A 25,823-nucleotide genomic window follows, 5' to 3' on the forward strand; every position below is an offset into this window, starting at 1 on the left:
TATGTATTTAGCTGCTAAACCTTTGCTGCTGGCGTCAGTTCTGCTGACGCTAAGCAGTTGTGTTGCGGTGTATCAGCCTGCGATGCCGGCGTCGGCATTACATAGCCAAAATGCAACTCAACTTGCTGCACTTAGCCAGAGCAATGGGCTTAACAAGAGGAATGCGCTGGGCCAACTGGATGTGCTGTGGCCAGAAACGGCAAGCCAGCGGGCCTGGGTAAATAACCGGCGCAGTTTTATCGGCTATCAGGGCCAGGGTGAACTGCTGCTGGAGCTGGGGACAACCACAGCGTTAACGCTCAGTGTTAACGGCAAAATATTACATTTACGCCCGGATGCTAAGCTGGGGCAACATTTGGCTTTGGATATCAGCGCCGTTACGCGTAATGGTATAAACCAGCTGGAACTTGTTGATATAGAACCACTTGGTGCTAAAGTGCGTGTGGTGCTGCCTTACCCGGTGCTGCAGGATAATACCGCTAAGGCTGCGCATAATGCGGGGTTTTCAGCAGCCGTGCTGGCTGAACTGGACCAGCTTATTCAGCGTGAAGTCGAACAGGGTTTTCCCGGTGCGGTGTTACTGATTGCCAAAGATGGCAAAATTATTAAGGAAACTGCCTATGGTTATGCCAGCCGCTATGCCAGTGATGGCACTGAGCTGAGTCAGCCCGAGCCGATGCAAACCGATACGGTGTTTGACCTGGCGTCTAACACTAAAATGTACGCCACCAACTATGCCATTATGCAGTTGGTCAGTGCAGGCAAACTGGACATCAATCTGCCGCTGCAACATTACCTTACAGAGTATCAGGGTAACGGCCGTGAGCAGCGTCTGGTCAGCGATTTGTTGTATCACAGTGCAGGTTATGCGCCTGAGGTGCATTTTCACCGGCCGGACAACCGTCACGGGCCAGCGTTTTACTCGCTCGACAGGGCGCGCAGCATGCAGCTGATTGCCAGCGAAGTGCCATTTGAGCGCGAGCGTGGCGGTAAAGCGGTATACAGTGATATTGACTATATGCTGCTTGGCCTGCTGATTGAGCGTATTACCGGCCAGGCTCAGGATGAGTATCTGGAACAGCAGCTATACCGGCCGATGGGACTAAACAGCACAGTATTTAACCCGTTGCGTAAAGGCATAGCCCAAAGCCGTATCGCGGCCACAGAGCTTGATGGTAACAGCCGTGGCGGGCGGGTAAGCTTTCCGGCAGATATACGCGGTGTGGTGCGGGGCAATGTGCACGATGAGAAAGCCCGTTATGCCTTTGATGGCGTAGCGGGGCATGCTGGTTTGTTCTCCACTGCGCGTGAAACTGCCACCCTGGCGATGCTGGCGCTGCATGGCGGTTATGGTTTAACACCGGTATTCAGCCAGGCAGTTATTCAGCAGTTTGTCCGGCCTTCAGTGACAGATCATACTGTTGGCCTGGGGTGGCGCACCGCTGTGGGTGGCGATTTAAACTGGCACTTTGGCCCCTATGCCAGTCCTTATGCGTTTGGTCATACCGGCTGGACCGGAACCGCTACGCTGGTCGACCCGTATTACGGTTTGGTAGTGGTACTGCTAACCAATAAAAAACATAGCCCGGTGCTGGCCGAAGGTGAAAATAGTTATTATTTTGCCGGTGATCGGTTTGAAACTGGTATGTATGGCAGCATCATGAGTAAAATATACCAGGCAATGCAGTAGGCGGTATCTGGCCGTCCGAATTAAGGTTGGAGTGTTATGGCTATTATTTCCTGTCCGTTTTGTGGGCACAAAATTTCTGATAAAAGCGCGCAGTGCAATAAATGTAACGGCGATATCGCCGGATTAACGCCGGAAAAACGCGAATCTCTGGAGCGCAGCAAGGCGTTGGATCAGGCGCAAAGTCTGGTTAACCATTCAATGTTTGCGCTGGTATTATTTCTGGCCGGTTTTGGCTTGATGTACTGGTGGGACCCACAGGCAGGCAGCCCGCAACAATATATTGCCGGCGCCGCTATCGGCCTGGGCTTTTGCTGGTATATTGTCAGCCGCGCCCGTATTATGTTTATGAGAAAGCGTAAATAAGATGAATTTCAATGCTTTAGTGCAGGCTATGACGCCAGACACTTATGAAAAGCTCTCAGATGCTGTTGCCACTGGCCGCTGGGCAGACGGTAACCCGATGAGCGAAGCACAGCGGGCGCACAGTTTACAACTGGTGATGGCGTATCAGGCACAGGTTTTAAAGTCAGATGAGCTTTTTACCATCGGCGCCGATGGCCAAATGGTGCATAAATCCAAAGCCGAACTTAAAAAACAATTCGAAACTCAGCCGTCTATTGCAAGGTTCTCGCACGATGATCTTTAAACGTTTTTTTAAACCCAAATGGCAGCATCCCGACGTTGCTGTGCGTCAACAGGCAATTAACGAACTAAATAGCGAGGATCAGGCACATAAAAGCGTGTTGCATGAACTGGCCTTTAACGACGGCGCCGAAGCAGTGCGCAAAGCGGCCCTGATTAAGCTGAATGATTTTTCACTTTGGTGGCAAGCCAGTAAACATGACAGCGCCGAGCGTTTACAGCAGCTGGCCGAGCAAACACTGATTCGCCAGTTGTTGCAAAATCAGGTTGAGCCGAAGCTAAAACAACAGTTTATTGCTCAGTGCAACCGCAGCAGTATTTTGGAGCAATTGGCACAAACTGAAACTGATGCCGGTATTAAATTTAGCCTGCTACAGCGCTTAAACAAAATCGAGCTTAACCTCAAAGCCTTGCAAGATCCTGTGTTGCAACCTGTACAAAAGCAGCAGTTGCTGGCGCAAATTGACGATGAAAAAACACTGGAAAAGCTCAGCAAACAGCTCAATGGGGATATGCTGGTTCAGGTGCAGCAAAAACTGGCCGTGCTTAGCGAGCAAAAGCAAAAACCGCTGCAGTTGCGTAAACAGCTTACCCTGATGCTGTCAAAATTAAATGCCGCGCGCGATCGCAGCAGCGTAGAGGCTTTGCCTGCTTTACTTGCTGATTACCAGACACAGTGGCAGCAACTTGAAGGCGAGCTACATTACCTGGGCGATGAAGCTGCAGAATTCCGGGCGAAATATCAGAAAATTACCAGCCAGATTGAGCAGTGGTTAGCCCCCCGTTTGGAAGAGCTAAGCAAACTACAGGCCGAGCAGGCACTGCGTGAGGCCAGAGCAGAAAGAACAATGGCGTTGCAGCAACAGTTTAATCAACTGGAACAAGCGTTGCAGCAGGCATTGTTAACTACAGATATCAGTGCGGCGCAACAACTTGAACAGCAAATAACAACGCTCAGTGACACCCTGACAAACGCGGATATTACCGACAAAGCCGGGCTAACCAAACGCCTTGCCCAGTTACAGCAACAGCTAAACCGCTTACCGGAACTGGCCGAGCAGCTCACCCGGCTAACCCGTATTGTGGCAGATTGGGCGGCCCAGCCGGTGCCAGATAATGCCACCGATTATCAGCAGTTATCTGCCCAGCTAAAGCAGTGGCAGCAAGATTTCCGTGAGATCAGCAAAGCGATGGTGATTGCCGTGCCGGCAAGCTTGTTGGAGGCTAAAAATGCTCTGCAGCAACAGTGGCAAGAGCTGGCCAAAAGCTTTACTGCACAGAGTGATAAAATTCAAAGGCAATGTCGTAGCAAACTGGCGCAATACCGGCGCCTCTATAATGCCGGTAAATACAAAGTGCTATTTGGCCTGTTTAAAGGCATAGAGCAGGATTATCAGCAATTAAGCACACAGCAGCAGTTAGCGCTGGCGAAAGATTACGAGTTTGCCCGCGACAAACTGGCCGAGCTGGCAGACTGGCAGGAATATATCGCCACGCCGCGCAAACAACAATTGCTGCAACAGATGCAGCAACTGGACAGCGTAGTGCCGGATAACCTGATGCGCCAGCGTGCCGATGAGGTAAAACAGGCCAGAGCGCAGTGGAACAGCCTGGGCAAGGCTGATCCGGCGCAGGAAGAACAGCTTAATGCTGCTTTTGATCTGGCGTGCGAGCAGGCATTTGTGCCGTGTCGGGTTTATTTTGCCGCACAGGATGCACTGCGTGCAGAGCATGTAATACAACGCGAACAGATTATTACTCAGGCGCTGGAGTTTACACCAAGCAGTGATGCCAAAGCACTGGATACCCGCCTGCAGCAGCTTAAGCAAGCCTGGCAGCAGGCTGGTGCCGTTGATAAACAGCAGTTTACTGCCTTGAATGAGCGCTTTAATCAGGCGCTTTCGCCACTGCGTGAGCAGTTAAAAGCCTTACAACAGCATGCAGCCGATGCCAAGCAGCAGCTTGTGGATAAAGCTCAGGCTGCATTGGGTTTGGCTGATGCTAACCTGACGGCGAAAGTGTTAAAGGAATGCCAGCAACAGTGGAAAACAACAGGCAATGCCGCCCGTAAGCAGGATCAGGCGCTGTGGCTGCAGTTCCGTGCCATCTGTGATGGTTTCTTTAATGCACGCTCTGAGCAGTTTGAACAGCAAAAGCAAGCCGAGCAGGCAGAACTGAAGCAGTTTGAAATGCAACTGACTGAGCTGTCCGCGCAGTTGGATGCGGCAACAGAGCTTACAGCACTGGCTGAACTGCAACAGCAGCTGCAGACATTGCAACCTGACAGCAGCGCTGCACAGCAAGCGGTGCGCCAGTTACAGGATAAACTGAAGCAAAAACAACAGCAGTGGCAACAGCAACAGCAGCAACGTGAATTTAGCCAGATGTTTGAGCTGCTGGCCAGCCCAGATATAAGTGCAGAGCAGCTACCGGCAGGATACCGTGATTGCTTTAACAAGCAGCAGGAACAACAGTTCAGCCGCGCTCAACTGACACTGGCACTGGAGTTGATAGCCGATGCGCCATCGCCGCAAAGTGAACAAAGTGCGCGCCAGCAGGTACAGTTGCTACTGCTATCCGATAAGCACAATCAGGGTAGTACACTGGACAAACACAGCCTGCTAAAACGCTGGTTGCAGTTTGGTGCGCTGACAGAAGCGGAATTGCCATTGCTGGCACGGGTTAAAACACTGTTTTAACCGTTATCTGTTAGAACCGGCTTAAACTTAAGCCGGTTGTTATCTTAAGAAACAGCCTTAGCCTGCGGTTAATTCTCCGCGTAAATCCTGCTGCATTTGCTGGCGAATTTGTTCTGCATTAAGCGGCTTACTGAGCAAATAGTGCAGTTTGGTCAGTGCAGCTTCCAGTGTCATGTCGTAACCGCTTATTACACCTGATTGCTTTAACGCATTACCGGTGGCATAGCCCTGCATATTTACCGTGCCTTTAAAGCACTGGGTGCAGTTAACGATAATTAACCCGCGTTCGCTGGCATCTCGCAGAATTTGCAGTAACTCCGGCCGCTGTGGTGCATTACCCACACCAAAAGACTTAATAATCAAAGCCCGCACCGGTGTGGCTGTCATATTACGGATCACATCAGTGCTGATCCCAGGATAAAGCGTTACTACGCTGATAGGTTGCGGCACGACAGAAGCCAGCGTCAGCGGCGCTGCCAGCTTAGTTTGGCTCAGGCGGCCGGCCACCAGATTAATATGAATACCGGCTTCGAGCAGCGGCGGGAAATTGGGTGAGGCAAAAGCGTTAAAGCCATTAGCATCGGCTTTGGTCGCCCGGTTGCCACGAAACAGCTGATTATTAAAAAACAGTGCTACCTCTGCAATAGGGTAGTTAGCCGCCAGATAAAGTGCGTTAAGCAGATTAACCTGACCATCTGAGCGCATTTGCGCCAACGGGATTTGTGAGCCGGTAATAATCACCGGCTTTTGCAGGTTTTCCAGCATAAATGATAAGGCAGATGCGGTGTAAGCCATGGTGTCGGTGCCATGTAGCACCACAAAGCCGTCATATCGGGCATATTGCTGCTGAATATCTTCGGCGATATTACGCCAGTGATCGGGCGTCATATCAGAGGAGTCTATAACAGGGTGATACTCATGGATATCAAACTCCGGCATTTCTGCCCGGTAAAACTCAGGCATGCGCTTTACAGTATCAGTTAAAAAGCCCGGCACTGGTACATAGCCCTGTGCGGAATGTTGCATACCAATAGTACCGCCGGTGTAGGCGACATAAATACGTTTTCTGCTCATAAATTTCAAATAAAAATGCCCGGTAGTAGCCGGGCATTGTAATAGACTTAGCTATTGCTGTCAGTTAATGCTGCAACTGACACAGTATGAATAAACACCGTTTGGATCATTAAACTGGTTTAGCAATACAAAATCCTGCTTCAGCTGTTTTGTCAGCTTGCCAAGCAGTTTTTGTTCGGCGCTTACGCTACCCTGTGGTAACCAGCCCTGTGCTTTTGCCTCACCCAGCAAGTCTTTAATCATCTGCTCACTTGGTGTCAGTTGTTGTTTAACGACTTTTACGTCGTACTGGCTAAGGCCGGCTTTGTCTGCGGCGGCTTTAATGGCATCATCAATGTTGCCCAGTTTATCGACCAGACCAAGCTCCAGTGCCTTGGTGCCAGTCCATACCCGGCCTTGTGCCACAGCATCAACTTCAGTGTTGGTCATATTACGGTTTTCGCCGACCATGGTTAAAAACTCTGTATAGCCACGTTCAATCAGTAACTGAAATAAGTCTTTAGCTCTTGGATCCAGGCCTTTAAACAACGGCAAGCCTGCTGATAATCCGGCCAGTTCGGTTGTGCCAACACCATCGACATTTAAGCCCAGCGCCGGCAGAGCGTCTTCTGCGGTATGTAATAAACCGAAGATACCAATAGAGCCGGTGATGGTGGTAGGAGCGGCCCAAATTTCATTGGCTGGCGCGGCAATCCAGTAACCGCCTGAAGCTGCAACTGAACCCATAGAGGCAATAACAGGTTTACCTGCTTCGCGCAGTAAACGAATTTCCTGGCCGATAATTTCAGAGGCATAAGCACTGCCGCCTGGGCTGTCTATGCGCAATACCACGGCTTTTACCTTATCGTCATGGCGGGCCTGGCGCAGAAGCGCTGCAGTTGAATCACCGCCAATAGAGCCGGCTTTGGCTACACCGTCAACAATAACACCGCGGGCAACCACTATGGCGACTTTGTCTGTCAGCGGGTTATCAAATTGCTGTGAGGGGATCACTAAATCGGCGTAGTCGCCAAAGGTCACGTGGTTGTAAGTGTGCTCGTCATTTTCGCCGACTATAGCAATAAGATCCCGGCGGAAAGCCTCACGGGTTTTAATGTTATCCACCAGACCGGCATTAACAGCATACTGGCTTAAATCACCTTCAGCGGCCTGCAGTTTTTCCAGCAAAGCAGCATAGGTTTCATCAAAGTTGTCTGCGGCGAAACCACGGCGGGCAGCAACCTGCTGTTTGTAATCAGACCACAGCTCATTTAACCAGGCAACGTTGGCCTCTTTGGCTTCGTCTGACATATCGTTACGCAGGAAAGGCTCTACGGCAGATTTATAGGTACCAACACGGAACACATGAGTATTAATTTTCAGTTTTTCCAACGCATTTTTGTAATACATCGGATAGCTGCCATAACCTTCTAAAATAACTGCGCCCATCGGGCTTAAGCTGATTTCATCGGCGTAACTGGCCAGATAATATTGGCCCTGGCCATAGTAACCACCGTATGCCAGTACTTTTTTACCACTGGCTTTAAATTCTTCAATGGCAGCGCCAATCAGTTGCATTTTATCCAGTGAGCCACTGCCCAGCATAGATAAGTCCAGCACCAGCGCCTGAATGCGATTGTCGCTGGTGGCGTTTTTAATTACGCTAACAACATCGCTTACCAGTACTTCAGGTGCATCTTCCTGGCCACCCAGGCTTTCGTTTATTGCTGTAGCGATAGGATCTGTCCAGCGCTTTTCCTCTACCAGATCGCCGGTAAGATTAAGCACCAGCGCGGCGGTAGGGGGCACGTCAACTTTATCGTCACCGCTGAAAATGGAGACAGCAATCAGCACAACAATACAAATAAACAGCAAATTAAGAATTACCGAGCGAAAACCGCGGTAAACCCGGGCAATCGCCCCAAATAACCGGCGGATCAGGCCGGGTTTTTTATCAGTCATGGAAGTATCCTGTTTTAGATCAGCGTATGTGCATGTTGGTATGCTAACCAATTTGGCTATAAAGGCTAAGTGGAATTTGTAAGTAAATGTGTAACACTTGCAGGCATAGTGTGGGTGGCTTGCTATCGGCTGACAAAGCAGCTAAAGTCTGCCATGGACAACAGGTACGACCAGAGAGGGTGATGTGGCATACCAAAAATTATTACAACCACTGGATTTAGGTTTCACTACGCTTAGAAACCGCGTCATTATGGGCTCTATGCATACCGGGCTGGAAGAGGAAAAGCACGGCTTTGCCAAGCTGGCGGCTTTTTATGCCGAGCGCGCCAAAGGCGGCGTGGGGTTAATTATTACCGGTGGCATTAGCCCCAACTTTCGCGGCAATCTGGTACCTTTTGGCAGCCAGTTAAGTTTTTGGTGGCAAACAGGCAAGCATAAGCAGGTAACAGAGGCTGTGCATCAGCACGGCGCGAAGATCTGCTTACAGTTATTACATGCCGGCCGTTATGGTTATCACCCGTTTAGTGTGGCGCCAAGTAAAATTAAGTCGCCCATTACGCCGTTTAAACCGGCGAAAATGTCAGCCCGTCAGGTACGCGGCACAATTAAAGATTTTGCTCACTCCGCCAAACTGGCAAAAAATGCCGGTTACGATGGGGTTGAGATAATGGGCTCAGAAGGCTATTTAATTAATCAGTTCATTTGTTCACGCACTAATCAGCGGACAGATGAATGGGGCGGTAGCTTTGAAAAGCGCTGTCGTTTTGCCATTGAAACGGTAAAAGCTGTGCGCCAGGCTTGTGGTGATGATTTTATTATTATTTACCGTTTGTCGATGCTGGATCTGGTCGAGGACGGCAATAGCTATGATGAAGTAGTCGCATTGGCGAAAGACATTGCCAGTGCCGGTGCCACGCTGCTCAATACAGGTATCGGCTGGCATGAAGCGCGGGTGCCAACTATCGGCACTATGGTGCCGCGAGCTGCATTTAGCTGGATCACCGAGCGCGTTAAAGCACAGGTGAATATTCCGGTTATTGCTACCAACCGTATCAACGATCCGCAAGTAGCAGAAGATATCCTCGCCAACGGCCAGGCAGATATGGTGTGTATGGCACGGCCGTTTCTGGCTGATGCTGACTTTGTTAACAAAGCAGCGGCCAATAAAGCTGAGCTAATCAACACCTGTATTGCCTGTAATCAGGCGTGCCTTGATCATGTGTTTCAGAATAAACGCGCCAGTTGCCTGGTTAACCCTCGTGCCTGCTATGAAACTGAATTAAATTTCACTGCTGCAGTACAGCGCAAAAAAATTGCTGTAATAGGCGCGGGCCCAGCCGGTTTAGCTTTTAGTGTTTATGCTGCACAGCGTGGCCATGATGTGCATCTGTTTGATAAATCGCATCAAATAGGTGGCCAGTTTAACTACGCCAAGCAAATTCCCGGTAAAGAAGAATTTCATGAAACGCTGCGTTATTTCGGCCGTATGCTGGAGTTGCACGCAGTAAAGCTGTTTTTAAATAGTGAGCAAACCGCTGACAGCCTCAAAGCGGCAGGCTTTGATGAAGTGGTGCTGGCAACGGGTATAGTGCCGCGTGATATTGGCCTGGCTGGTAGTGAGCATGCCAAGGTACTGAGTTATTTAGATGTACTGCGCGACCATAAAGCCGTTGGTAAAAATGTCGCTATTATTGGTGCTGGTGGCATCGGTTTTGATGTTGCAGAGTATCTGGCTGAGCAGCATTCACTGACTTTACAACCAGAAGCCTGGTTAAAGGACTGGGGCATTGATAAAAGCTATCAGGCCCGCGGTGCGTTGCTGCCTGATGAGCGGCCACAACCAGCAGAGCGCAAAGTGTATTTACTGCAGCGTAAAACCAGCAAAGTGGGCGCTGGCCTTGGCAAAACCACGGGCTGGATCCACCGTTCTTCACTGAAGAAAAAAGGCGTGGAAATGATCGCCGGAGTTAATTATCTCAAAGTAGATGACAATGGCCTCTGGGTTGAGATAGCCGGTGAAGAGCGCTGCCTGAATGTTGATCATGTGGTGATCTGTGCCGGGCAGGAGCCACAGCGTACGCTGGTGGCAGGTTTGGCGCAGCATGGCATAGTCTCACACCTGATTGGCGGCGCTGATGTTGCCGCAGAGCTGGATGCCAAACGCGCTATCCGGCAAGGCGCAGAGCTAGCCGCAGTTATCTGAACCCATTTAAACACTGGCACTTATCTGGTGCCGGTACTGCACCTCATTAGCAACCGCTGCTAACAAAGGCACCATTTTGGTGCCTTTGGTCTGTTTAACACATTTACTGTTTTTATCTTGTGCTGGCGCAAAGTGTTATGCATATTGACTGCTAGTCTTTTCATCATGCAGGCTGCTATTCTGGTATCAGCTTTGCAAATTGCATAAAAAAAGCACACACAGCAATCACAACAGGGAGTTTCTATGTCCGGGGTATTAACCATGATTCTGGCTGGCGGTGAAGGTACACGTTTGGCACCTTTAACCGGCATCAGAGCAAAACCAGCGGTACCGTTTGGCGGTAATTACCGCATTATTGACTTTGTTATGAATAACTTTGTTAACTCAGATTTACTGCAGATTTTTGTTATTACACAGTTTAAGTCGCATTCTCTGATGAAGCATTTAAGCCGGGCCTGGCGTGTAACCGGCCTGACAAACCGCTTTATTGACCCGATACCGGCACAAATGCAGACCGGTAAACACTGGTATTTGGGCACGGCAGATGCTATTTATCAAAACCTGCACTTAATTCAGGGCTTAGATCCTGAGCATGTCTGTGTGTTTGGTGGCGACCACATTTATAAAATGGATGTGCGCCAGATGCTGGATTATCACCGCCATCATAATGCTAAGCTTACTGTTGCAGCTATTCCGGTACCGGTAGAGCAGGCACATGAGTTTGGTGTGATAGAAGTAGACGCCAGTGGCCGCATGATCGGCTTTGAAGAAAAACCCAAAACTAACCCTAAAACCATTCCGGGTAGGCCGGGTTTTGTACTGGCGTCTATGGGAAATTACATTTTTGAAGCCAAAACGCTGGTAGATGTATTGGAAGAAGATGCAAAGCAAGCTGATTCAAAGCATGATTTTGGTCACAACATTATTCCTGGCCTTTATCCGTCGGGAGATGTTTATGTTTATGATTTTTCATCTAACGTTATTCGTGGTGAAAGCCAGAGCAGCAGTGGGTACTGGCGCGATGTGGGTACGATAGATTCTTACTACGAAGCCAATATGGATCTGATCTCAGTAGAGCCACCATTTGATTTATATAATAAGTACTGGCCGTTACGTGGCTATACCCCCCCGGTACCGCCGGCAAAATTTGTTCATGATGAAGCAAACCGCACCGGCCAGGCGATAAGCTCTATGGTGGCGTCAGGCTGTATTGTCAGTGGTTCTATCGTGTATCAGTCTATTTTGGGCTATAACGTGCATGTACACAGCCACAGCTATATTGAAAAATGTGTGCTGATGGGCAACAACGATATTGGCCGTGGTTGTCGCATCCGCCGCGCCATTATTGATAAAGATGTGAAAATTGCGCCAGGTACTATCATTGGTGAAGATCCGGTGTTGGATAAACAACGCTTTCATGTCTCTGCAAGTGGCGTTATTGTGATCCCCAAAGGCGCGATGATTGGTTTTGATAAAGCTGAGTAAGGATAAGTAGTGCGGATACTGTTTATATGTAGTGAGTATGAAGGCCTGATTAAAACCGGTGGCCTGGCTGATGCCTGTCGTGGTCTGGCACAAAGCCTGGTTACACAGGGCCATCAGGTAACAGTGATATTACCGCGTTATGGTGTTTTGTATCAGCAGCCTACTACAGAGCTGCAACCGGTTTATTTCCAGTTGGCGGGGCGCGGTTTTGGTTGTGCGGTGCATCAGCTTGCACTGGATAACGTCAATATTGCGCTGGTAGAGCATCACGACTTTTTCCGCCGTGAGCGGCCTTATGACGATGGAGAGCACGGCTACACGGATAACCCGTTGCGGTTTGCTTTTCTGTGTAAAGCCGCGCTGGAGTGGGCGCTGCAAAGCGGGCAACAGTTTGATTTGATCCACGGCCATGACTGGCAAAGTGCAGCGGCAGCCTATTATCTGAAACAGCATTATGCTGCAACTGAGCTGGCAAAGGTGCCGTTTATCTTTAGCATTCACAACGGTGCTTATCAGGAAAAATGCGCACCTCACTGGCATCAGGAGCTGGACATTGAACCGCAGCGCCATGATGAGCTTAATTTTCTGGCCATAGCACTGCAATATGCCGATAAACTTAACACCGTAAGCCGTGGTTACCGCGATGAGTTAATGCATGAACCGGAAGCCGCCGGGTTGTCAGCACTGTATCAGCAGCGCGCAGCTGATTTTATCGGTATTTTAAATGGCTGTGATTACAATATCTGGCATCCGGCAACGGATGTATATTTACCTGCTAATTATGACGCCGACAACCTCACTGGCAAAGCACAGTGTAAAGCCATAATCCGCACTCAGCTGGAGCTGGCATCCAGCAAAGCCCCCTTGTTTGTTGCAGTAAGCCGCTTAACCGGACAAAAAGGTTATGATTATCTGATCCCCGCGCTTAAACACTGGCTTGGCACAACACAGGCTCAGGTCGTTGTTATGGGCACTGGTGAAGGCCGTTATTGCCGTGCACTGGCGCAGTTGCAACAGCAGTATCCTGAGCAGTTTCGTTTTGTGCAGGGCTTTAGTGATGCAATGGCGCATCAGTTGGAAGCTGCCGGAGACTTTTTCCTGATGCCATCGTTGTTCGAGCCTTGTGGGCTAAACCAGCTATACAGTCTGCGCTATGGCACTGTTCCGTTGGTGCGTTTAACCGGCGGCTTAAAAGACACGGTAAAACCCTGGCCAACCCGCAGTGCAACCGGTATAGGTTTTGCTGAACCTGATATTGCTGCAGTGGATGCAGCATTAAAACAGGCCGAACAGCTGTTTGCTAAAACGGCCAGTTATAAAAGAGTGCAACAAAATGGTATGGCACAAAACTTTAGCTGGCGCAGAGCTGCAGAGCAGTATCAGGCGTTGTATCAGCAAGCGCTGTGGGCAAAAGCGCATTAAAAATCAGCAGAATGGTTGAAAGGCGGTCATACGGGCGTGACCTTGCCATAATCTGATGTAAAGGTTACTGTTAATTTGCTAGGCTGCTCACAGCTAACACCATCGGGGTTTTTTATGGATGCATTGACTTTACTCACCAGCCGTTTTTCTTCAGCCCGTTTAACTGAACCTGCACCTGCAGGTGAGGTACTGGATAACATTAAACGCGCAGCATTGCAGGTGCCGGATCATGGTAATTTGCGGCCCTGGCGTTTTGTTATTGCCGAGGGGCGTCAGGCGTTATGCCGCTTAGGCGATATTTTTGCAGAAGCTGCTGTAGAAGATGATCCTGCCATCGCTAACGAACTGTTAGAACGTGCCCGCCAGTTACCTTTACGAGCGCCTATGGTGGTGGTGTGTATTGCCAAAGCTGTAACACACGCTAAGGTACCGTTAACTGAGCAACAGCAATCAGCTGCCTGCGCAGTCATGGCGATGCAGCAGGCTGCATTTGCTCAGGGGTTTGGCGGAATTTGGCGTACTGGTACCTACGCTCAGCTTGATTTTGTTAAACAAGCACTGGAGCTGGGGGAGGACGACGAGATAGTGGGCTTTTTATACCTGGGTACACCCAGTGGAGAACCAGCCAAAAGACATACACCCGATCCGGCAGAGTACTTTTCGTATCTTTAAGCTGAGTAGGGCACCAGTAATACTGGATTATATCGCAGGTATCTGAAGCTAATGGCAGTCAGCATTGACTGCCATTAGCTATTAACTGATTAATTTGTTAATTCATTTCACTGTTTTTCTTACACTGCACCGTGTCTTTACATTCACCATACAGGTACAAACTGTGATGTGTCAGCTTAATACCATTCTTTTGCGCAATCTCAAGTTGTTTTGCTTCAATCACATCGTCTTCAAACTCAATGACTTTGCCGCATTTTAAGCACACCAGATGGTCGTGGTGACTGCCGCCGGTTAACTCAAACACCGACTTACCACCTTCGAAATGGTGGCGGGTTAAAATGCCAGCATCATCAAATTGGTTCAGTACCCGGTAAACCGTGGCCAGGCCAATATCTTCACCCAGCTCCAGCAGCAATTTGTACACGTCTTCCGCACTGATATGCTGGTGCTTTGGATCCTGCAGGATCTCAAGGATTTTTACCCGTGGCAGGGTAACCTTCAGGCCGGCTTTACGTAATTCGCTATTGTGATCTGACATAAAAACTCTAACTCTGGCTTATATATGCAAAGGATTATAAAGACATTGGCCCGAGAATGAAATGGCAATATTCCGCTGTTGTGCGTAAAGCAAAGCTTGTACTTGGCAAACAGCGAAGTACAATAGCTCAAACAGGTCATACCAGAGTGTATTTATGAAATGGGCATTTAATCCGGCGGTGATGCGCCACTTACTGAATTTTTGGCCGCCGTTTTTATTTCCGGGTATTAAGGTTGCTGCGCTAAGCAGCGATTATCGCTACTGCCGTGTTGAGTTAAAATCGCGGCCGTGGACCCGGAATATTAATAATACCCAATTTGGCGGCACCATGTTTGCTATGACTGATCCTATTTACCCGCTGATGCTGATGGGAGCTTTAGGTAAAGAGTATCTGGTATGGGATAAACAGGCAGATATTGATTTTATTACACCGGGCAAGGGCAGGCTAACAGCAGAGTTTTGGTTGTCAGACGATACCGTTAATACCATCAAGGTCGCAACAGAGAGTGGCGACAAGCATTTTCCTCAGTTTAGTGTGCATATTAAAGACAGCCAGAACAACATTGTGGCAGAGGTAAACCGTACTGTTTATGTGCGTAAAAAAGCCAAATACCGGCCGGTTTAAATTTTGCAGCATAAAAAAACCGGCTGTAAAGCCGGTTTTGCTGTGGTGATTATTTATAGACCTTCAAACTCTTTTAAGCTCATTTCTTCATAAATCTGCTTACACCACTGCTTAACCCGTGGCTCTGTCAGTTCTGGCTGGCGATCTTCATCTACGCCCAGGCCAACAAAGTGGTTGCTATCAACCAGAGCTTTAGAGGCAACAAAATTGTAGCCGGCAGTTGGCCAGTGCCCGACGATAATGGCGCCTTTTGGCTCGATAATATCGCGCAGGGTACCCATGGCATCAAGGAAGTACTCTGCGTAGTCTTCCTGATCACCGCAGCCAAAAATAGCCACTAATTTGTTGTTGAAGTCGATGTTTTCCAGCTCAGGGAAAAAATCATCCCAGTCGCACTGTGCTTCGCCGTAATACCAGGTCGGAATACCCAGTAACAGCAAATCAAAGGCTGCAATGTCCTCTTTGCTGCTTTTGGCGATATCACGCACGTCGAACAAGTGTTTGCCCAGTTCTTTCTGGATCATCTTGGCGATATGTTCAGTGTTACCGGTATCGCTACCGAAAAAAATGCCTACAGTTGCCATTAATCTAACCTTCTTACCTGGTTAACGCTTGTGTCAAAATATGTTCGATATACGCACTGCGTGTCATCTCAGCCTGATCTGCCTGCTGACTCAGCGCTGCGTATAGCTGGTCAGACACTTTAAATTCAATGCGTTTTAAACCTTTACTGCGATCACGTTTGATTTGATTACGTTTGTTTAGTTTCAGCTGTTCTTCCCGGGGCAGCGGATTGGTTTTCGGCCGGCCAGGGCGCTTTTCCTGGGCAAATAAATCAATCGTGGTGCGATCAGTGGCTATCTTCGCCATTAATCCTAACCTTACTACTCAATAAAATAGGGCACTACGCTTTTGATAATAAATACCGCCGGCGACAAAAACAGCACCAGCCAGACAAAAAACTGTCCAAGCTTCGGTGCGTTACTTTTTTTCAGCACGTCTCGTATGGCCATTATAATAAACAGGTACAAAATACCAAGCCCAAGCCACAAACCTATCGCTTCAAACTGCTCTATAGCCATAGCACGTTACCTGACCTGCAAAAAAAGTGCGCGCACTATAGCATAACTTCACCAAAATTTAGTGCGTTAGCTCAATAAAAAGTCCTTCACCAGCTTGGTAAAGGCTGCCGGTTTTTCAGCATGCAGCCAATGGCCGGTGCCCTGGATAATTTTCGCCTGCGCTGCCGGAAACACTTTTGTAATTGTGGCTTTATGTTCTGGTAGGATGTAATCAGAATCGCCACCTTTAATAAAGAGTACCGGCCCATGGTAACTGCCGCTGTCAATTGGATTACCAATTAACGCGGCATAGTTGTCGTAAAGTGCGCTGAGGTTAAAGCGCCACTGAAACGTGTCATTCTCTTTTATCAGGCTTTTTAGCAAAAATTGACATACGCCACTTTCTTTAACGTGTTGTGCCAGTTGCTTATCGGCGTCGGCCCGGTTTTCAATCTGTGTTAAATCAACTGAATTTAAGCCGGTAAAAATGCTGTTGTGCCGCGGCGGATACCCTACTGGCGCAATATCAGCCAAAATAAGCCTGGTTACACGCTCAGGGTAGGTAACGGCATAGGCCATGGCGAGCTTGCCCCCCATAGAGTGGCCGAGTATTGCTGCTTTTCTAACGCTAAGAGAATCCAGCGTTTGTGCAAGGTCTTCAGCCATCATTTGATAATTCATGTCGGCACTATGGCCGGAGCGGCCGTGATTGCGCACATCAACATTAATTACCTGGTATTGCTCACTTAAACTGCGTTCGATAACGCCGAGGTTCTCATAACTGCCAAATAAGCCATGAATAAGCACTACCGGCTCTTTGCTGCTATCTTGCAGGCCGCTGATATGGGTATGTAAAAGCATAGAAAGCTCATTTGGTTAACGGGCAGGCTAGTCTACCAAATCATGCCGCTGGCGTCAGTCGATAAGGCTTTATATAATGAGGTCACTTTTAGCGCGCGGAATAAATATATGAAAACCATCGAAATAGATGACGAGCTATACCAATACATTGCCGGTCAGACTCAAAAAATTGGTGAGAGTGCCTCAGAGATCTTAAGGCGCTTATTACTTGGTGACGATACTGCTACTGTAGTACAGGCCGTTGAGCCTGCTGCATCAGCACCTGCATCGCCAGTCAGCAGTAGTATTTTCGACTTAATAAATAAGCAGGACTTACCGGCTGAATCGAGTGTCGTCGGCCGCTTTTTGTTTATTTTGTCAGCGCTGGCCCGGGCGCATAAAAAGCAGTTCAACAAAGTGCTGGATATTAAGGGCCGTAACCGGCTGTATTTTGGCCGCAGTGCAGAAGAGCTGTCAGAGGCTGGCAGCAGCACCAACCCAAAACAAATTCCTAATACTGAATTTTGGGTGATCACTAACTCCAATACCACACGCAAAAAAATGATGCTGACTGAGACAGCCATTAAACTCGGCTATAGTGAACAGGATGCAGAACGTATTCGCGATTTGTTATAAAAGGAAAAGTTATGTCTTTACACCCACTGGCCGGGCAGCAGGTGCCCACATCGTTAGTGCCTAATATCAGCCGTCTGATGACGGCGTACTATGTGCTGGAACCCGATGTGCATACGCAACCTGAGCATAAAGTCAGTTTTGGTACCTCGGGCCATCGCGGCAGTGCACTGAACTGCTCGTTTAATGAACCACATGTGCTGGCAATCTGTCAGGCTGTAGCCGATTACCGTAAAAAAAATGCGATTACCGGGCCATTATTTTTGGGTAAAGACACCCACGCTTTATCTGAAGCGGCATTTGCCACGGCGCTTGAGGTGCTGATTGCCAATAAAATTCAGGTATGCATCCAAAAAGATTTGGGCTACACGCCAACGCCTGTTATTTCGCACGCTATTTTGACACAAAATAAAGGTGCAACCAGCCAACTGGCAGACGGTATTGTGATTACGCCATCACATAATCCACCACAGGATGGCGGCATTAAGTACAACCCGCCACACGGCGGCCCGGCGGATACCGATGTCACTAACTGGATAGAGCAACGCGCCAATGAATTGCTAGCCAAAGATCTGGAAGGCGTAAAAATGATGCCTTATGCTCTGGCGCTGCAATCTGGCTATTGTCAGCATATTGATTATATTCAGCACTATGTTGATGATTTAGCAAACGTTATCGATATGGCCGCGATAGCCAAAGCAGGCATAAAAATTGGTGTTGACCCGCTTGGTGGCTCTGGTATTGCGTATTGGCCACGTATTGCTGAGCGCTATGGCCTGAACATTACTGTGGTAAATGAAAAGGTTGACCCGGCGTTTGCCTTTATGCCGTTGGATAAAGACGGGCAAATTCGTATGGATTGCTCCTCTGCCTATGCCATGGCTAATCTGATACAGCTAAAAGATCAGTTCGATATTGCCATTGGTAATGACCCGGATTTCGATCGCCACGGCATAGTTACCCGTAGTGGCGGCCTGATGAACCCTAATCATTATCTGGCAGTGGCGATTAATTATTTACTTGCTAACCGGCCAGATTGGGCTGCAGAGCTGGCAATTGGTAAAACGCTGGTATCCAGCGCTTTAATTGACAGAGTTGTTGCTGCACGCGGCCGTAATTTACTGGAAGTACCGGTAGGTTTTAAATGGTTTGTAGAGGGTTTGCATAACGGCAGCGTTGCTTTTGGTGGCGAAGAAAGTGCAGGGGCTAGTTTTTTACGGTTTGATGGAAGCGCCTGGTCTACCGATAAAGACGGTATTATTTTGGGGTTATTAGCAGCAGAAATGCTGGCAAAAACCGGCGTAGACCCTTATCAGCAGTATCAGGCACTTACACGAGAGCTTGGTTCGCCATTGTATCGCCGTTTAGATGCCCCAGCCAGCAGTGAGCAAAAAGCCGCCCTGAAAAAACTCGATGTAAAAAGTGTTAAGCAAACCACCTTAGCCGGTGATGATATTTTAGCGGTGCTAACCAAAGCGCCCGGAAATAATGCTGATATAGGCGGGGTAAAAGTGGTCACCCGCAATGGTTGGTTTGCTGCCCGGCCATCAGGCACGGAAAACTCGTATAAAATTTATCTGGAGAGCTTTGTTGATCAGGGCCACCTGTTGCAACTGGAGCACGATGCTAAGGCATTTGTTGAATACGTATTCAGTCAGATATAAGGCGCTGAAAAGGCTATGATCTACATTGTAATTAAATTACATTTATAGCCTTCGATTTTGCCTTGAGCACTGTGATAGGGTATTTTTTTGTAATAATTCTACGCTTGGCGATATTATGTAGCTATCACAGGCAGAAAACTATCAGGATTTGTAATGAAAAAACATACCTCAACTGCCAGTACTGGTGTAACACAAATTAACACCGAACAGCTGAAAGATCAGATCATCCGTCATCTACATTCCACCTTAGGTACCGATGTAAATAAAGCCAGCCCACAGGCATGGTGGCGTGCTACCTGTGCTGCGGTAAACGAGCAGGTATACGATGGTCTGCGCAATACTCAGCGTACGCACTATGAAAACAATACCCGCGCTTTGCATTATTTCAGCCTGGAATACCTGATGGGCCGTTTGTTCAGCAATAACCTGCATAACCTGGGGTTGTATGAGCAAGCCAAGCAGGCACTGTCCGAGCTGGGGCTGAATATTGCTGATCTGGAAGATCAGGAAGAAGACATGGCGCTGGGTAATGGTGGCCTTGGGCGTTTAGCGGCATGTTTTATTGATTCTCTGGCCACACTGAATTATCCGGCAATTGGCTACGGTATTCATTACGAGCATGGTCTGTTTCAACAAAGTTTTCAGGACGGCCGTCAGATAGAGCGGCCAGATAGCTGGCGCGAATATGCTAACCCCTGGGAGATTTGTCGGCCGGAATCTGTGCAGGAAATTTCAGTATACGGTTATGTTGAAACGGTATACGACCTGCAGGGTAAAATGAAGAAAGTATGGCACCCTGGTCGTATTATTAAAGGTGTGCCATGGGATATTCCGATTGTAGGCTATAACGGCAGCTCAGTGAATGTGTTGCGATTATGGGAAAGTCGGGCCAGTGACTTTTTTAACTGGGACGTATTTAACTCTGGTGGTTATATCGACGCTTCGCGCGAGAATATCGAAGCAGAAACTATTTCCAAAGTGCTGTACCCGAATGATGAAACCGAGGCCGGCAAAGAACTACGCTTAATTCAGCAGTACTTTTTTGTTTCCTGTTCATTAAAAGATATTATTCGCCGCTATAAACGCACTCATGCTGACGACTGGAGCGACTTTGCCAAACAGGTGGTTATTCAGCTGAATGACACACACCCGGCAGTGTCGATTCCGGAGCTGATGCGTATTCTGGTTGACCGTGCTGAAATGCAATGGGATCAAGCCTGGAATATCTGCCAGCAGGTCTTTGCTTACACTAACCATACCCTGTTGCCCGAAGCTCTGGAGAAATGGCCGGTACGGTTGTTCGAAAAAGTACTGCCGCGCCATCTGGAAATTATCTACGAAATTAACCGTCGCTTCCTGGTAGAACAGGTTGATGTGTTATGGCCGGGCGATAACGATAAAAAGCGTAAATTGTCGATTATCGAAGAAGGCCATGATCCTATGGTACGGATGGGCCACTTATCAGTAGTGGGGTCGTTCCGGGTGAATGGTGTGGCTGAAATTCACTCAAAACTGGTTAAGTCAGATTTATTCCCGGAAATGGTGGCCTTGTGGCCGGATAAATTTACTAATGTAACCAATGGTGTTACGCCAAGACGCTGGTTAAAAGCCTGTAACCCGAAACTGGCAAAATTACTGGACGACAATATTGGCACTGAATGGCCAACTGATTTAAAGCAACTGTCTAAATTTGCTGCCTTTGCTGATGACGCCAAAATTCAGGACGCCTTTATGGCGATTAAGCAACAGAATAAAGCTGACCTGGCAACGGTGGTGAAAAAGCTGACGCATATTGATATTGATCCGCATGCCATCTTTGATATCCAGATTAAGCGGCTGCATGAGTATAAGCGTCAGCACCTGAACCTGTTACATATACTGGCATTGTACCGCCGTATTCTGCAGGAGCCGGATTACGACATGGTGCCGCGCGTATTTTTGTTTGGTGCCAAGGCTGCGCCGGGTTATAAGCTAGCCAAAGAAATTATTTATGCCATTAATAAAGTCGCTGAGAAAATTAACCACGATAAGCGGGTGAAAAACCGCTTAAAAGTGGTGTTTATGCCTAATTATCGGGTAACTCTGGCCGAGAAAATGATACCGGCTGCTGACGTATCTGAGCAAATTTCTACTGCAGGTAAAGAGGCATCAGGCACCGGTAATATGAAGCTGGCATTGAACGGCGCTATTACGGTGGGTACTTTGGATGGTGCCAATATCGAAATTGCTGAGGAAGTGGGCGACGATAATATCGCCATCTTTGGTTTAACGGTAGATGAAGTAAAAGCCTTACATGCCGATGGCTACAACAGTATGGATTACTACTATGCTAATCCGGAAATTAAAGCCATTCTGGACTGGCTGGAAACAGACTATTTCACACCCGGTAAACCTGGCGAGTTAGCGGCCATTAAACGTAGTTTGCTGGAGGGTGGTGACCCTTATCTGGTGCTGGCAGATTTTGAAAGCTACGTTAAAGCCCAGCAGAAAATAGATCAGTGGTATCGCGATAAATCACTGTGGGCTAAAAAAGCCATACTCAATACAGCCTCGGTAGGTAAGTTTACCTCTGATCGTTCCATCGAGGACTATGTAAGCCGGGTATGGCATTTAGAGAAGTGTAATATCAGACGCGATTAAGCTATTGTTGAAAAGCCTGTCAGTGACAGGCTTTTTTATGGCTGCAATATAGGCTTGCCAGCAAAGCTAGCAACGCCTTATAGTGTAAAAAAAGTATCAAGGACGTAATTTTGCAAACAGGTAGTTTAGTTTGTGTCGGCACAGGCATGACTCTGGGCTCGCATATCAGCCCACTTTCCCGCAGCTATATCGAACAGGCTGATGTGGTGTTTGTATTGGTGGCCGATGGCATCACCGAAAAGTGGATAGAGCAGATGAATGCTGATGTGCGTTCACTCCAGCCTTACTATCTGGAAGGCAAATCCCGCATGCTTACTTATCGCGAGATGGTTGCTGCTATGCTGGTTGAAGTTAAAGCAGGCAAAAAGGTGGTAGGGGCCTTTTACGGTCATCCGGGCGTATTTGCCTGGGTGCCGCACAATGCCATCAAGCAAGCCCGTGAACTGGGTTTTACCGCCCATATGGAGCCGGGTATTTCTGCAGAAGATTGTTTGTATGCCGATTTAGGCATCGACCCCGGTACTTACGGCTGCCAGCACTATGAAGCCAGCCAGTTTATGTTTTATAAACGTAATATCGATACTGCTGCTTATCTGATCTTATGGCAAATTGGTGTGGCAGGCGACAGATCGCTGGCAAAGTTCTCAACCAGCGCGGCTTACAGGCAAATACTGGTCGAGTTACTGAGGCAATATTATCCGGCAGAGCATCAGGTCATTTTGTACGAGGCTGTTACTTTACCAATTCAACAAACACGTATCGAGCAGATGCCGTTATCAGCTTTACCTGACGCGCTAATGGATTTGAAAACTACTTTAGTAATTCCCCCTGCAATGTCGATGCAACTCAACGATGCTCTGTTGGAACGTCTGGAAAAATTATCAGCAAGGCAGCAATAAGGTGCAACAAGGTGAGGATGTTACCAAACTACAGGCTATTTGTAGCAGCTCTGTGCGATTACACATGACGTTGTTGTCTGAAGGCGATAGAACATTGTACTGTTCGCTGATGACGGATAAAGCAAGTATGAGTTATGTCAGCAGCCCGTTAAGTGAAGACAAAGCTCACCGTAGCTTTGAAGCTGCACTTAAGTCTAACCAACAAAGGCATATTCAACGTTGTTATTTCAGGGTAGCTTTAAAAAGTAATAATCAGAGTATTGGTATTGCTTCTGTTAATCAGCTGGATTTGGAAAAAAAATACGCAGAAATTGGCCGGATGTTACTACCAAAGTGGCATAGTAAAGGCCTGGGCACAGAGCTTAGTGGCATGCTTATCCGCTGGCTGGCAGCTAAGTGGGGCATTACGACAATCACTAAACAGATCCAGGCTGGTAATCTTGCCGCAGTTTGCTCTGCTCAAAAATTAGGTTTTACTAAAGCCGTATCGCAGTCCTGTCCGGCTACATTAACAGAGCAATATCAGTTGAAATTAGCCACCCGCGTTTTGGACGCGAAGTAAAGTTGCGTCTTTATCGGTTTCAGCTTATTTTGGCAAGGTAATACTTAAACCTAATAACAACAAGGATGGGAAATGGACAACATTATCAGTTTAATTGAGCGGTTGGGAGCAGACAGTAAACTACGCTACAGCGCTAAATCTGCATTTGATGAGACTAGCTTGGCATTATCAGAAGCCAAAACGTTAATTAGCCAGGGGAACATTGAAGAGCTGGAAATGCTGCTCAATGTAAGGCATAAAATTGTTTGTATGGTTTTTCCTGTTGAAGAGCCTAAAGATCAACCTAACCAACCAGCTGACGATGACGAGCCGGGTGATGTAAAAATGCGTGTAGCTGTTTGATTCGATCAGATTTATGGTCTTTTTTTTGCGAAAAATGTTCTTGGGGGCAATGTTATTGCTTGCCCCTAATTTTCTTTATGCGACAGAGCCTCCTCCCGAGAATGGGTATCTGCCCCAGCTTGAGAAAGTTGATGATTTAAGACTATCAAATTTTAGAGCCTTTCAGCATGAACTAAAGAGACTAGATAAATATAGTTCCAGGTTTGATGCAGATGAATCTGATTATCTGAACTTACTAAAAGCCAGCGAAGCGACATTGCTTAGCAATTATCATGAAACGCCGGCCTTACTACAAAACCTGCTTTACCGTCCTGCGAACGATGTACTTCGGGTTCGAGCTCTGGCATTGTTGGTAAATTCTTATGTTCTTGCTCAGAACTACGCTAATGCTTTTGAGTATTTTGAAATCTTACAGGCTGAAGGACATCAGCTAACTGATGAAAAAGCACTGGTGCAGCGTCTTGGCGTAATTGCGCTGCTATACATTAAGTTAGAAAAGTTTGATTTAGCCCAGTATTACTTGCGTGATATCCACTCCTTAGCTTTATCTGACATCAACCTTTGTCGTTTGTATACGCAAAAAATTGAAGCAATGTCTGCTCAGGCTAAACAGCAGGATTTTGATAAAGAATCTGAGTTTGGTTTTAGTCTTTGCCAACGTACCGGTGAGAAAATAGCTGCTGGTTTTATTGTTGCCGAAATCGTTCGTTACAATATTAATCAAAAGCAGTTTACAGCTGCAATAAACAGCTATGAGAACTATCGCGAAACACTTAATACAACAAATTACTCTTTCCTTATAGCCAAGGTAAATGCGTTAGTATCACAAGCCTACTTTGCTGAGAACAATATGCCAAAAGCAGAGTCGTTGGCAAAAGAAGCGCTGCTATTTTCAGATACCCACCCCTTTAGTTTGCCTGTTATTTTGGCTGCTAAGTCGCTGTATGAAATAGCTAAATCTCAAAACAGATTTCAAGAATCACTAAAATATCTGGAGTTGTTAAACGCAGCTAAAACGTCGTATGAAAAAGAGTTATCTTCACAGCTTCTGGCTTATCACCTGGCTCGGGGAGAAATTGAAGTTAAGAATCAACGCATAGCGCTGTTAGATAAAGACAACGAGTTACTATCATTACAAAGAAACATATACGCGCAAGAGGTTCGGCAACACAGGTTACTTATGTTATTGCTATTTGTCGTGCTGCTTATCGCTAGTTTTATAGCCTATCGCGGTATGAGCGGTCGTAAACGCTTTAAAAAAATTGCTGAGTTTGACCAATTAACCGGTATCAGCAACCGTTATCATTTTAACAATTTGGCTAAAGTCGCGCTGGATTACTGCGAGCTTAACGCTAAGCCCGCTGCACTAATTCTGTTTGACCTGGATTACTTTAAAACTATTAATGACAACTATGGTCATGCTACCGGAGACTGGGCGCTGCAACAGGTGGTAAAAACCTGTCGTAACTTTATGCGCAACAATGATGTATTTGGCCGTATTGGCGGTGAAGAGTTCGCTGTGGTGTTGCCGGGCTGCCACGCCGATAAAGCCGCACTACTGGCGGAGATATGCCGTGATGCTATTGCTACTATAGATACGACAGAAAGCGGTTATACGTTCCCGCTTAGTGCCAGTTTTGGTGTCAGCTCTTCCGATATATCGGGCTATCAGCTTAAACAGTTGTTAGCTGATGCAGATCTGGCAATGTACAGAGCCAAGCAATCAGGACGGGATCAGATTGCAACTTATACCCACCTTATGGATAAAGCAGACTAAAAATTTATTGTCGTTCTGTATTATAACGTTACTGTAGTAGTTGTAATTCGTTACGGCCGGGTGCAGGATGGTATTTAAATTCTGATTTAATTTAAAACCTTTCACCGTGATATAACAACTATACAGGGACTAACAATGAATAAAGTGATTAGCTTGCTTGAAACTTTAGGCCAGAATGCTGCGTTACACAGCCTGGATACTGCAGCTTTACAAAAAGTATTTAACCCGTTAGATATGGATGTTCAGGTGCAGCAGGCTATCTTGAGCAGGGATCACGTTCAGTTAGAAGCCTTGTTACAGGTGCGGAACAAAGTGATATGTGCAATTTGCCCGGCAGAAGAACCGCCACAAGATGTGCCCGAGAATGACGACGAGACTGAGGAAAAGTCATCGGTTGCCGCTAACTTTTAGATT

At 47.5% G+C, this 25,823-nt stretch carries 23 protein-coding genes and 1 pseudogene; 17 read left to right on the plus strand and 7 right to left on the minus strand.

Annotated features, from left to right (window positions below):
- Position 1 precedes the first annotated feature (1 nt).
- Genes pbp4b through AR688_RS08255 form a run of 4 tightly spaced genes read left to right on the plus strand, consistent with a single transcriptional unit; the run spans position 2 to position 5,031 of the window.
- On the plus strand, positions 2-1,690 hold the full coding sequence (gene pbp4b / locus AR688_RS08240; protein WP_068231850.1) for a penicillin binding protein PBP4B: 1,689 nt from the start codon (positions 2-4) through the stop codon (positions 1,688-1,690).
- A 36-nt stretch (positions 1,691-1,726) separates the two neighbouring features.
- The gene (locus AR688_RS08245; protein WP_068231853.1) at positions 1,727-2,053 is read left to right on the plus strand and encodes a hypothetical protein; all 327 of its coding nucleotides are present in this window, start codon (positions 1,727-1,729) and stop codon (positions 2,051-2,053) included.
- A 1-nt stretch (position 2,054) separates the two neighbouring features.
- Entirely contained in the window at positions 2,055-2,336 is a 282-nt protein-coding gene (locus AR688_RS08250; protein WP_068231854.1) for a YeaC family protein, read from the plus strand.
- Entirely contained in the window at positions 2,326-5,031 is a 2,706-nt protein-coding gene (locus tag AR688_RS08255) for a DUF349 domain-containing protein (RefSeq protein WP_068231855.1), read from the plus strand. The genes AR688_RS08250 and AR688_RS08255 overlap by 11 nt, the downstream gene beginning before the upstream one ends.
- A 57-nt stretch (positions 5,032-5,088) precedes the next feature.
- Here the strand turns inward: AR688_RS08255 and ansA are convergent, their stop codons facing one another.
- On the minus strand, positions 5,089-6,105 hold the full coding sequence (ansA, locus tag AR688_RS08260; RefSeq protein ID WP_068231858.1) for an asparaginase: 1,017 nt from the start codon (positions 6,103-6,105) through the stop codon (positions 5,089-5,091).
- Between the two features lie 60 nt (positions 6,106-6,165).
- Positions 6,166-8,046: a signal peptide peptidase SppA gene (sppA, locus tag AR688_RS08265; protein ID WP_068231861.1), complete on the minus strand. Its 1,881-nt coding sequence runs from the start codon at positions 8,044-8,046 to the stop codon at positions 6,166-6,168.
- 184 nt (positions 8,047-8,230) lie between these two features.
- Here sppA and AR688_RS08270 point away from each other — a divergent pair, with 184 nt between their 5' ends.
- From AR688_RS08270 to AR688_RS08285, 4 genes and pseudogenes are all read left to right on the plus strand, one after another.
- Entirely contained in the window at positions 8,231-10,249 is a 2,019-nt protein-coding gene (locus AR688_RS08270) for an NADPH-dependent 2,4-dienoyl-CoA reductase (protein ID WP_068231864.1), read from the plus strand.
- A 240-nt stretch (positions 10,250-10,489) separates the two neighbouring features.
- A pseudogene (gene glgC / locus AR688_RS08275) lies at positions 10,490-11,734 on the plus strand (glucose-1-phosphate adenylyltransferase); the annotation flags it as partial.
- 9 nt (positions 11,735-11,743) lie between these two features.
- Positions 11,744-13,156 (plus strand): glycogen synthase, encoded by a 1,413-nt coding sequence (locus AR688_RS08280; RefSeq protein WP_068231869.1) that lies wholly within the window; start codon positions 11,744-11,746, stop codon positions 13,154-13,156.
- A gap of 114 nt (positions 13,157-13,270) precedes the next feature.
- Positions 13,271-13,828 (plus strand): NAD(P)H nitroreductase, encoded by a 558-nt coding sequence (locus AR688_RS08285; RefSeq protein WP_068231870.1) that lies wholly within the window; start codon positions 13,271-13,273, stop codon positions 13,826-13,828.
- 97 nt (positions 13,829-13,925) lie between these two features.
- Here the strand turns inward: AR688_RS08285 and fur are convergent, their stop codons facing one another.
- The gene (gene fur, locus AR688_RS08290; RefSeq protein WP_068231872.1) at positions 13,926-14,366 is read right to left on the minus strand and encodes a ferric iron uptake transcriptional regulator; all 441 of its coding nucleotides are present in this window, start codon (positions 14,364-14,366) and stop codon (positions 13,926-13,928) included.
- A gap of 154 nt (positions 14,367-14,520) precedes the next feature.
- On the opposite strand from fur, the gene AR688_RS08295 reads away from it, so the two are divergent.
- Entirely contained in the window at positions 14,521-14,991 is a 471-nt protein-coding gene (locus AR688_RS08295; RefSeq protein ID WP_068231874.1) for a DUF4442 domain-containing protein, read from the plus strand.
- Between the two features lie 53 nt (positions 14,992-15,044).
- Here AR688_RS08295 and fldA read toward each other — a convergent pair whose 3' ends face one another.
- The 4 genes from fldA to AR688_RS08315 all read right to left on the minus strand — a co-directional run bounded on the left by fldA (position 15,045) and on the right by AR688_RS08315 (position 16,913).
- A complete protein-coding gene (gene fldA / locus AR688_RS08300) occupies positions 15,045-15,575 on the minus strand; it encodes a flavodoxin FldA (protein ID WP_068231875.1) in 531 nt (176 codons plus the stop codon).
- 13 nt (positions 15,576-15,588) lie between these two features.
- On the minus strand, positions 15,589-15,861 hold the full coding sequence (gene ybfE / locus AR688_RS08305; RefSeq protein ID WP_068231876.1) for a LexA regulated protein: 273 nt from the start codon (positions 15,859-15,861) through the stop codon (positions 15,589-15,591).
- Between the two features lie 14 nt (positions 15,862-15,875).
- On the minus strand, positions 15,876-16,073 hold the full coding sequence (locus AR688_RS08310) for a DUF2788 domain-containing protein (protein WP_068231878.1): 198 nt from the start codon (positions 16,071-16,073) through the stop codon (positions 15,876-15,878).
- A 66-nt stretch (positions 16,074-16,139) separates the two neighbouring features.
- The gene (locus AR688_RS08315; RefSeq protein WP_068231881.1) at positions 16,140-16,913 is read right to left on the minus strand and encodes an alpha/beta fold hydrolase; all 774 of its coding nucleotides are present in this window, start codon (positions 16,911-16,913) and stop codon (positions 16,140-16,142) included.
- A gap of 108 nt (positions 16,914-17,021) precedes the next feature.
- Between AR688_RS08315 and seqA the strand changes: the two genes are divergently transcribed.
- From seqA to AR688_RS08355, 8 genes are all read left to right on the plus strand, one after another.
- Complete coding sequence (gene seqA, locus AR688_RS08320) at positions 17,022-17,528, plus strand: replication initiation negative regulator SeqA (RefSeq protein ID WP_068232114.1); 507 nt, start codon at positions 17,022-17,024, stop codon at positions 17,526-17,528.
- Positions 17,529-17,539: 11 nt separating this feature from the next.
- On the plus strand, positions 17,540-19,189 hold the full coding sequence (gene pgm, locus AR688_RS08325; RefSeq protein WP_068231884.1) for a phosphoglucomutase (alpha-D-glucose-1,6-bisphosphate-dependent): 1,650 nt from the start codon (positions 17,540-17,542) through the stop codon (positions 19,187-19,189).
- Between the two features lie 153 nt (positions 19,190-19,342).
- Positions 19,343-21,829, plus strand: coding sequence for a glycogen/starch/alpha-glucan phosphorylase (locus AR688_RS08330; RefSeq protein ID WP_068231887.1), 2,487 nt, complete (start codon positions 19,343-19,345; stop codon positions 21,827-21,829).
- Positions 21,830-21,939: 110 nt separating this feature from the next.
- Complete coding sequence (locus AR688_RS08335; protein WP_082694713.1) at positions 21,940-22,728, plus strand: SAM-dependent methyltransferase; 789 nt, start codon at positions 21,940-21,942, stop codon at positions 22,726-22,728.
- Position 22,729: 1 nt separating this feature from the next.
- The gene (locus tag AR688_RS08340; protein WP_197412168.1) at positions 22,730-23,290 is read left to right on the plus strand and encodes a GNAT family N-acetyltransferase; all 561 of its coding nucleotides are present in this window, start codon (positions 22,730-22,732) and stop codon (positions 23,288-23,290) included.
- 72 nt (positions 23,291-23,362) lie between these two features.
- Positions 23,363-23,632 (plus strand): hypothetical protein, encoded by a 270-nt coding sequence (locus AR688_RS08345; RefSeq protein WP_068231896.1) that lies wholly within the window; start codon positions 23,363-23,365, stop codon positions 23,630-23,632.
- A gap of 49 nt (positions 23,633-23,681) precedes the next feature.
- The gene (locus tag AR688_RS08350) at positions 23,682-25,409 is read left to right on the plus strand and encodes a GGDEF domain-containing protein (protein WP_197412169.1); all 1,728 of its coding nucleotides are present in this window, start codon (positions 23,682-23,684) and stop codon (positions 25,407-25,409) included.
- Between the two features lie 135 nt (positions 25,410-25,544).
- Positions 25,545-25,820, plus strand: coding sequence for a hypothetical protein (locus tag AR688_RS08355; protein ID WP_068231902.1), 276 nt, complete (start codon positions 25,545-25,547; stop codon positions 25,818-25,820).
- Positions 25,821-25,823 lie beyond the last annotated feature (3 nt).

This window comes from Rheinheimera sp. EpRS3 (assembly GCF_001513785.1).
GTDB lineage: Bacteria > Pseudomonadota > Gammaproteobacteria > Enterobacterales > Alteromonadaceae > Alishewanella.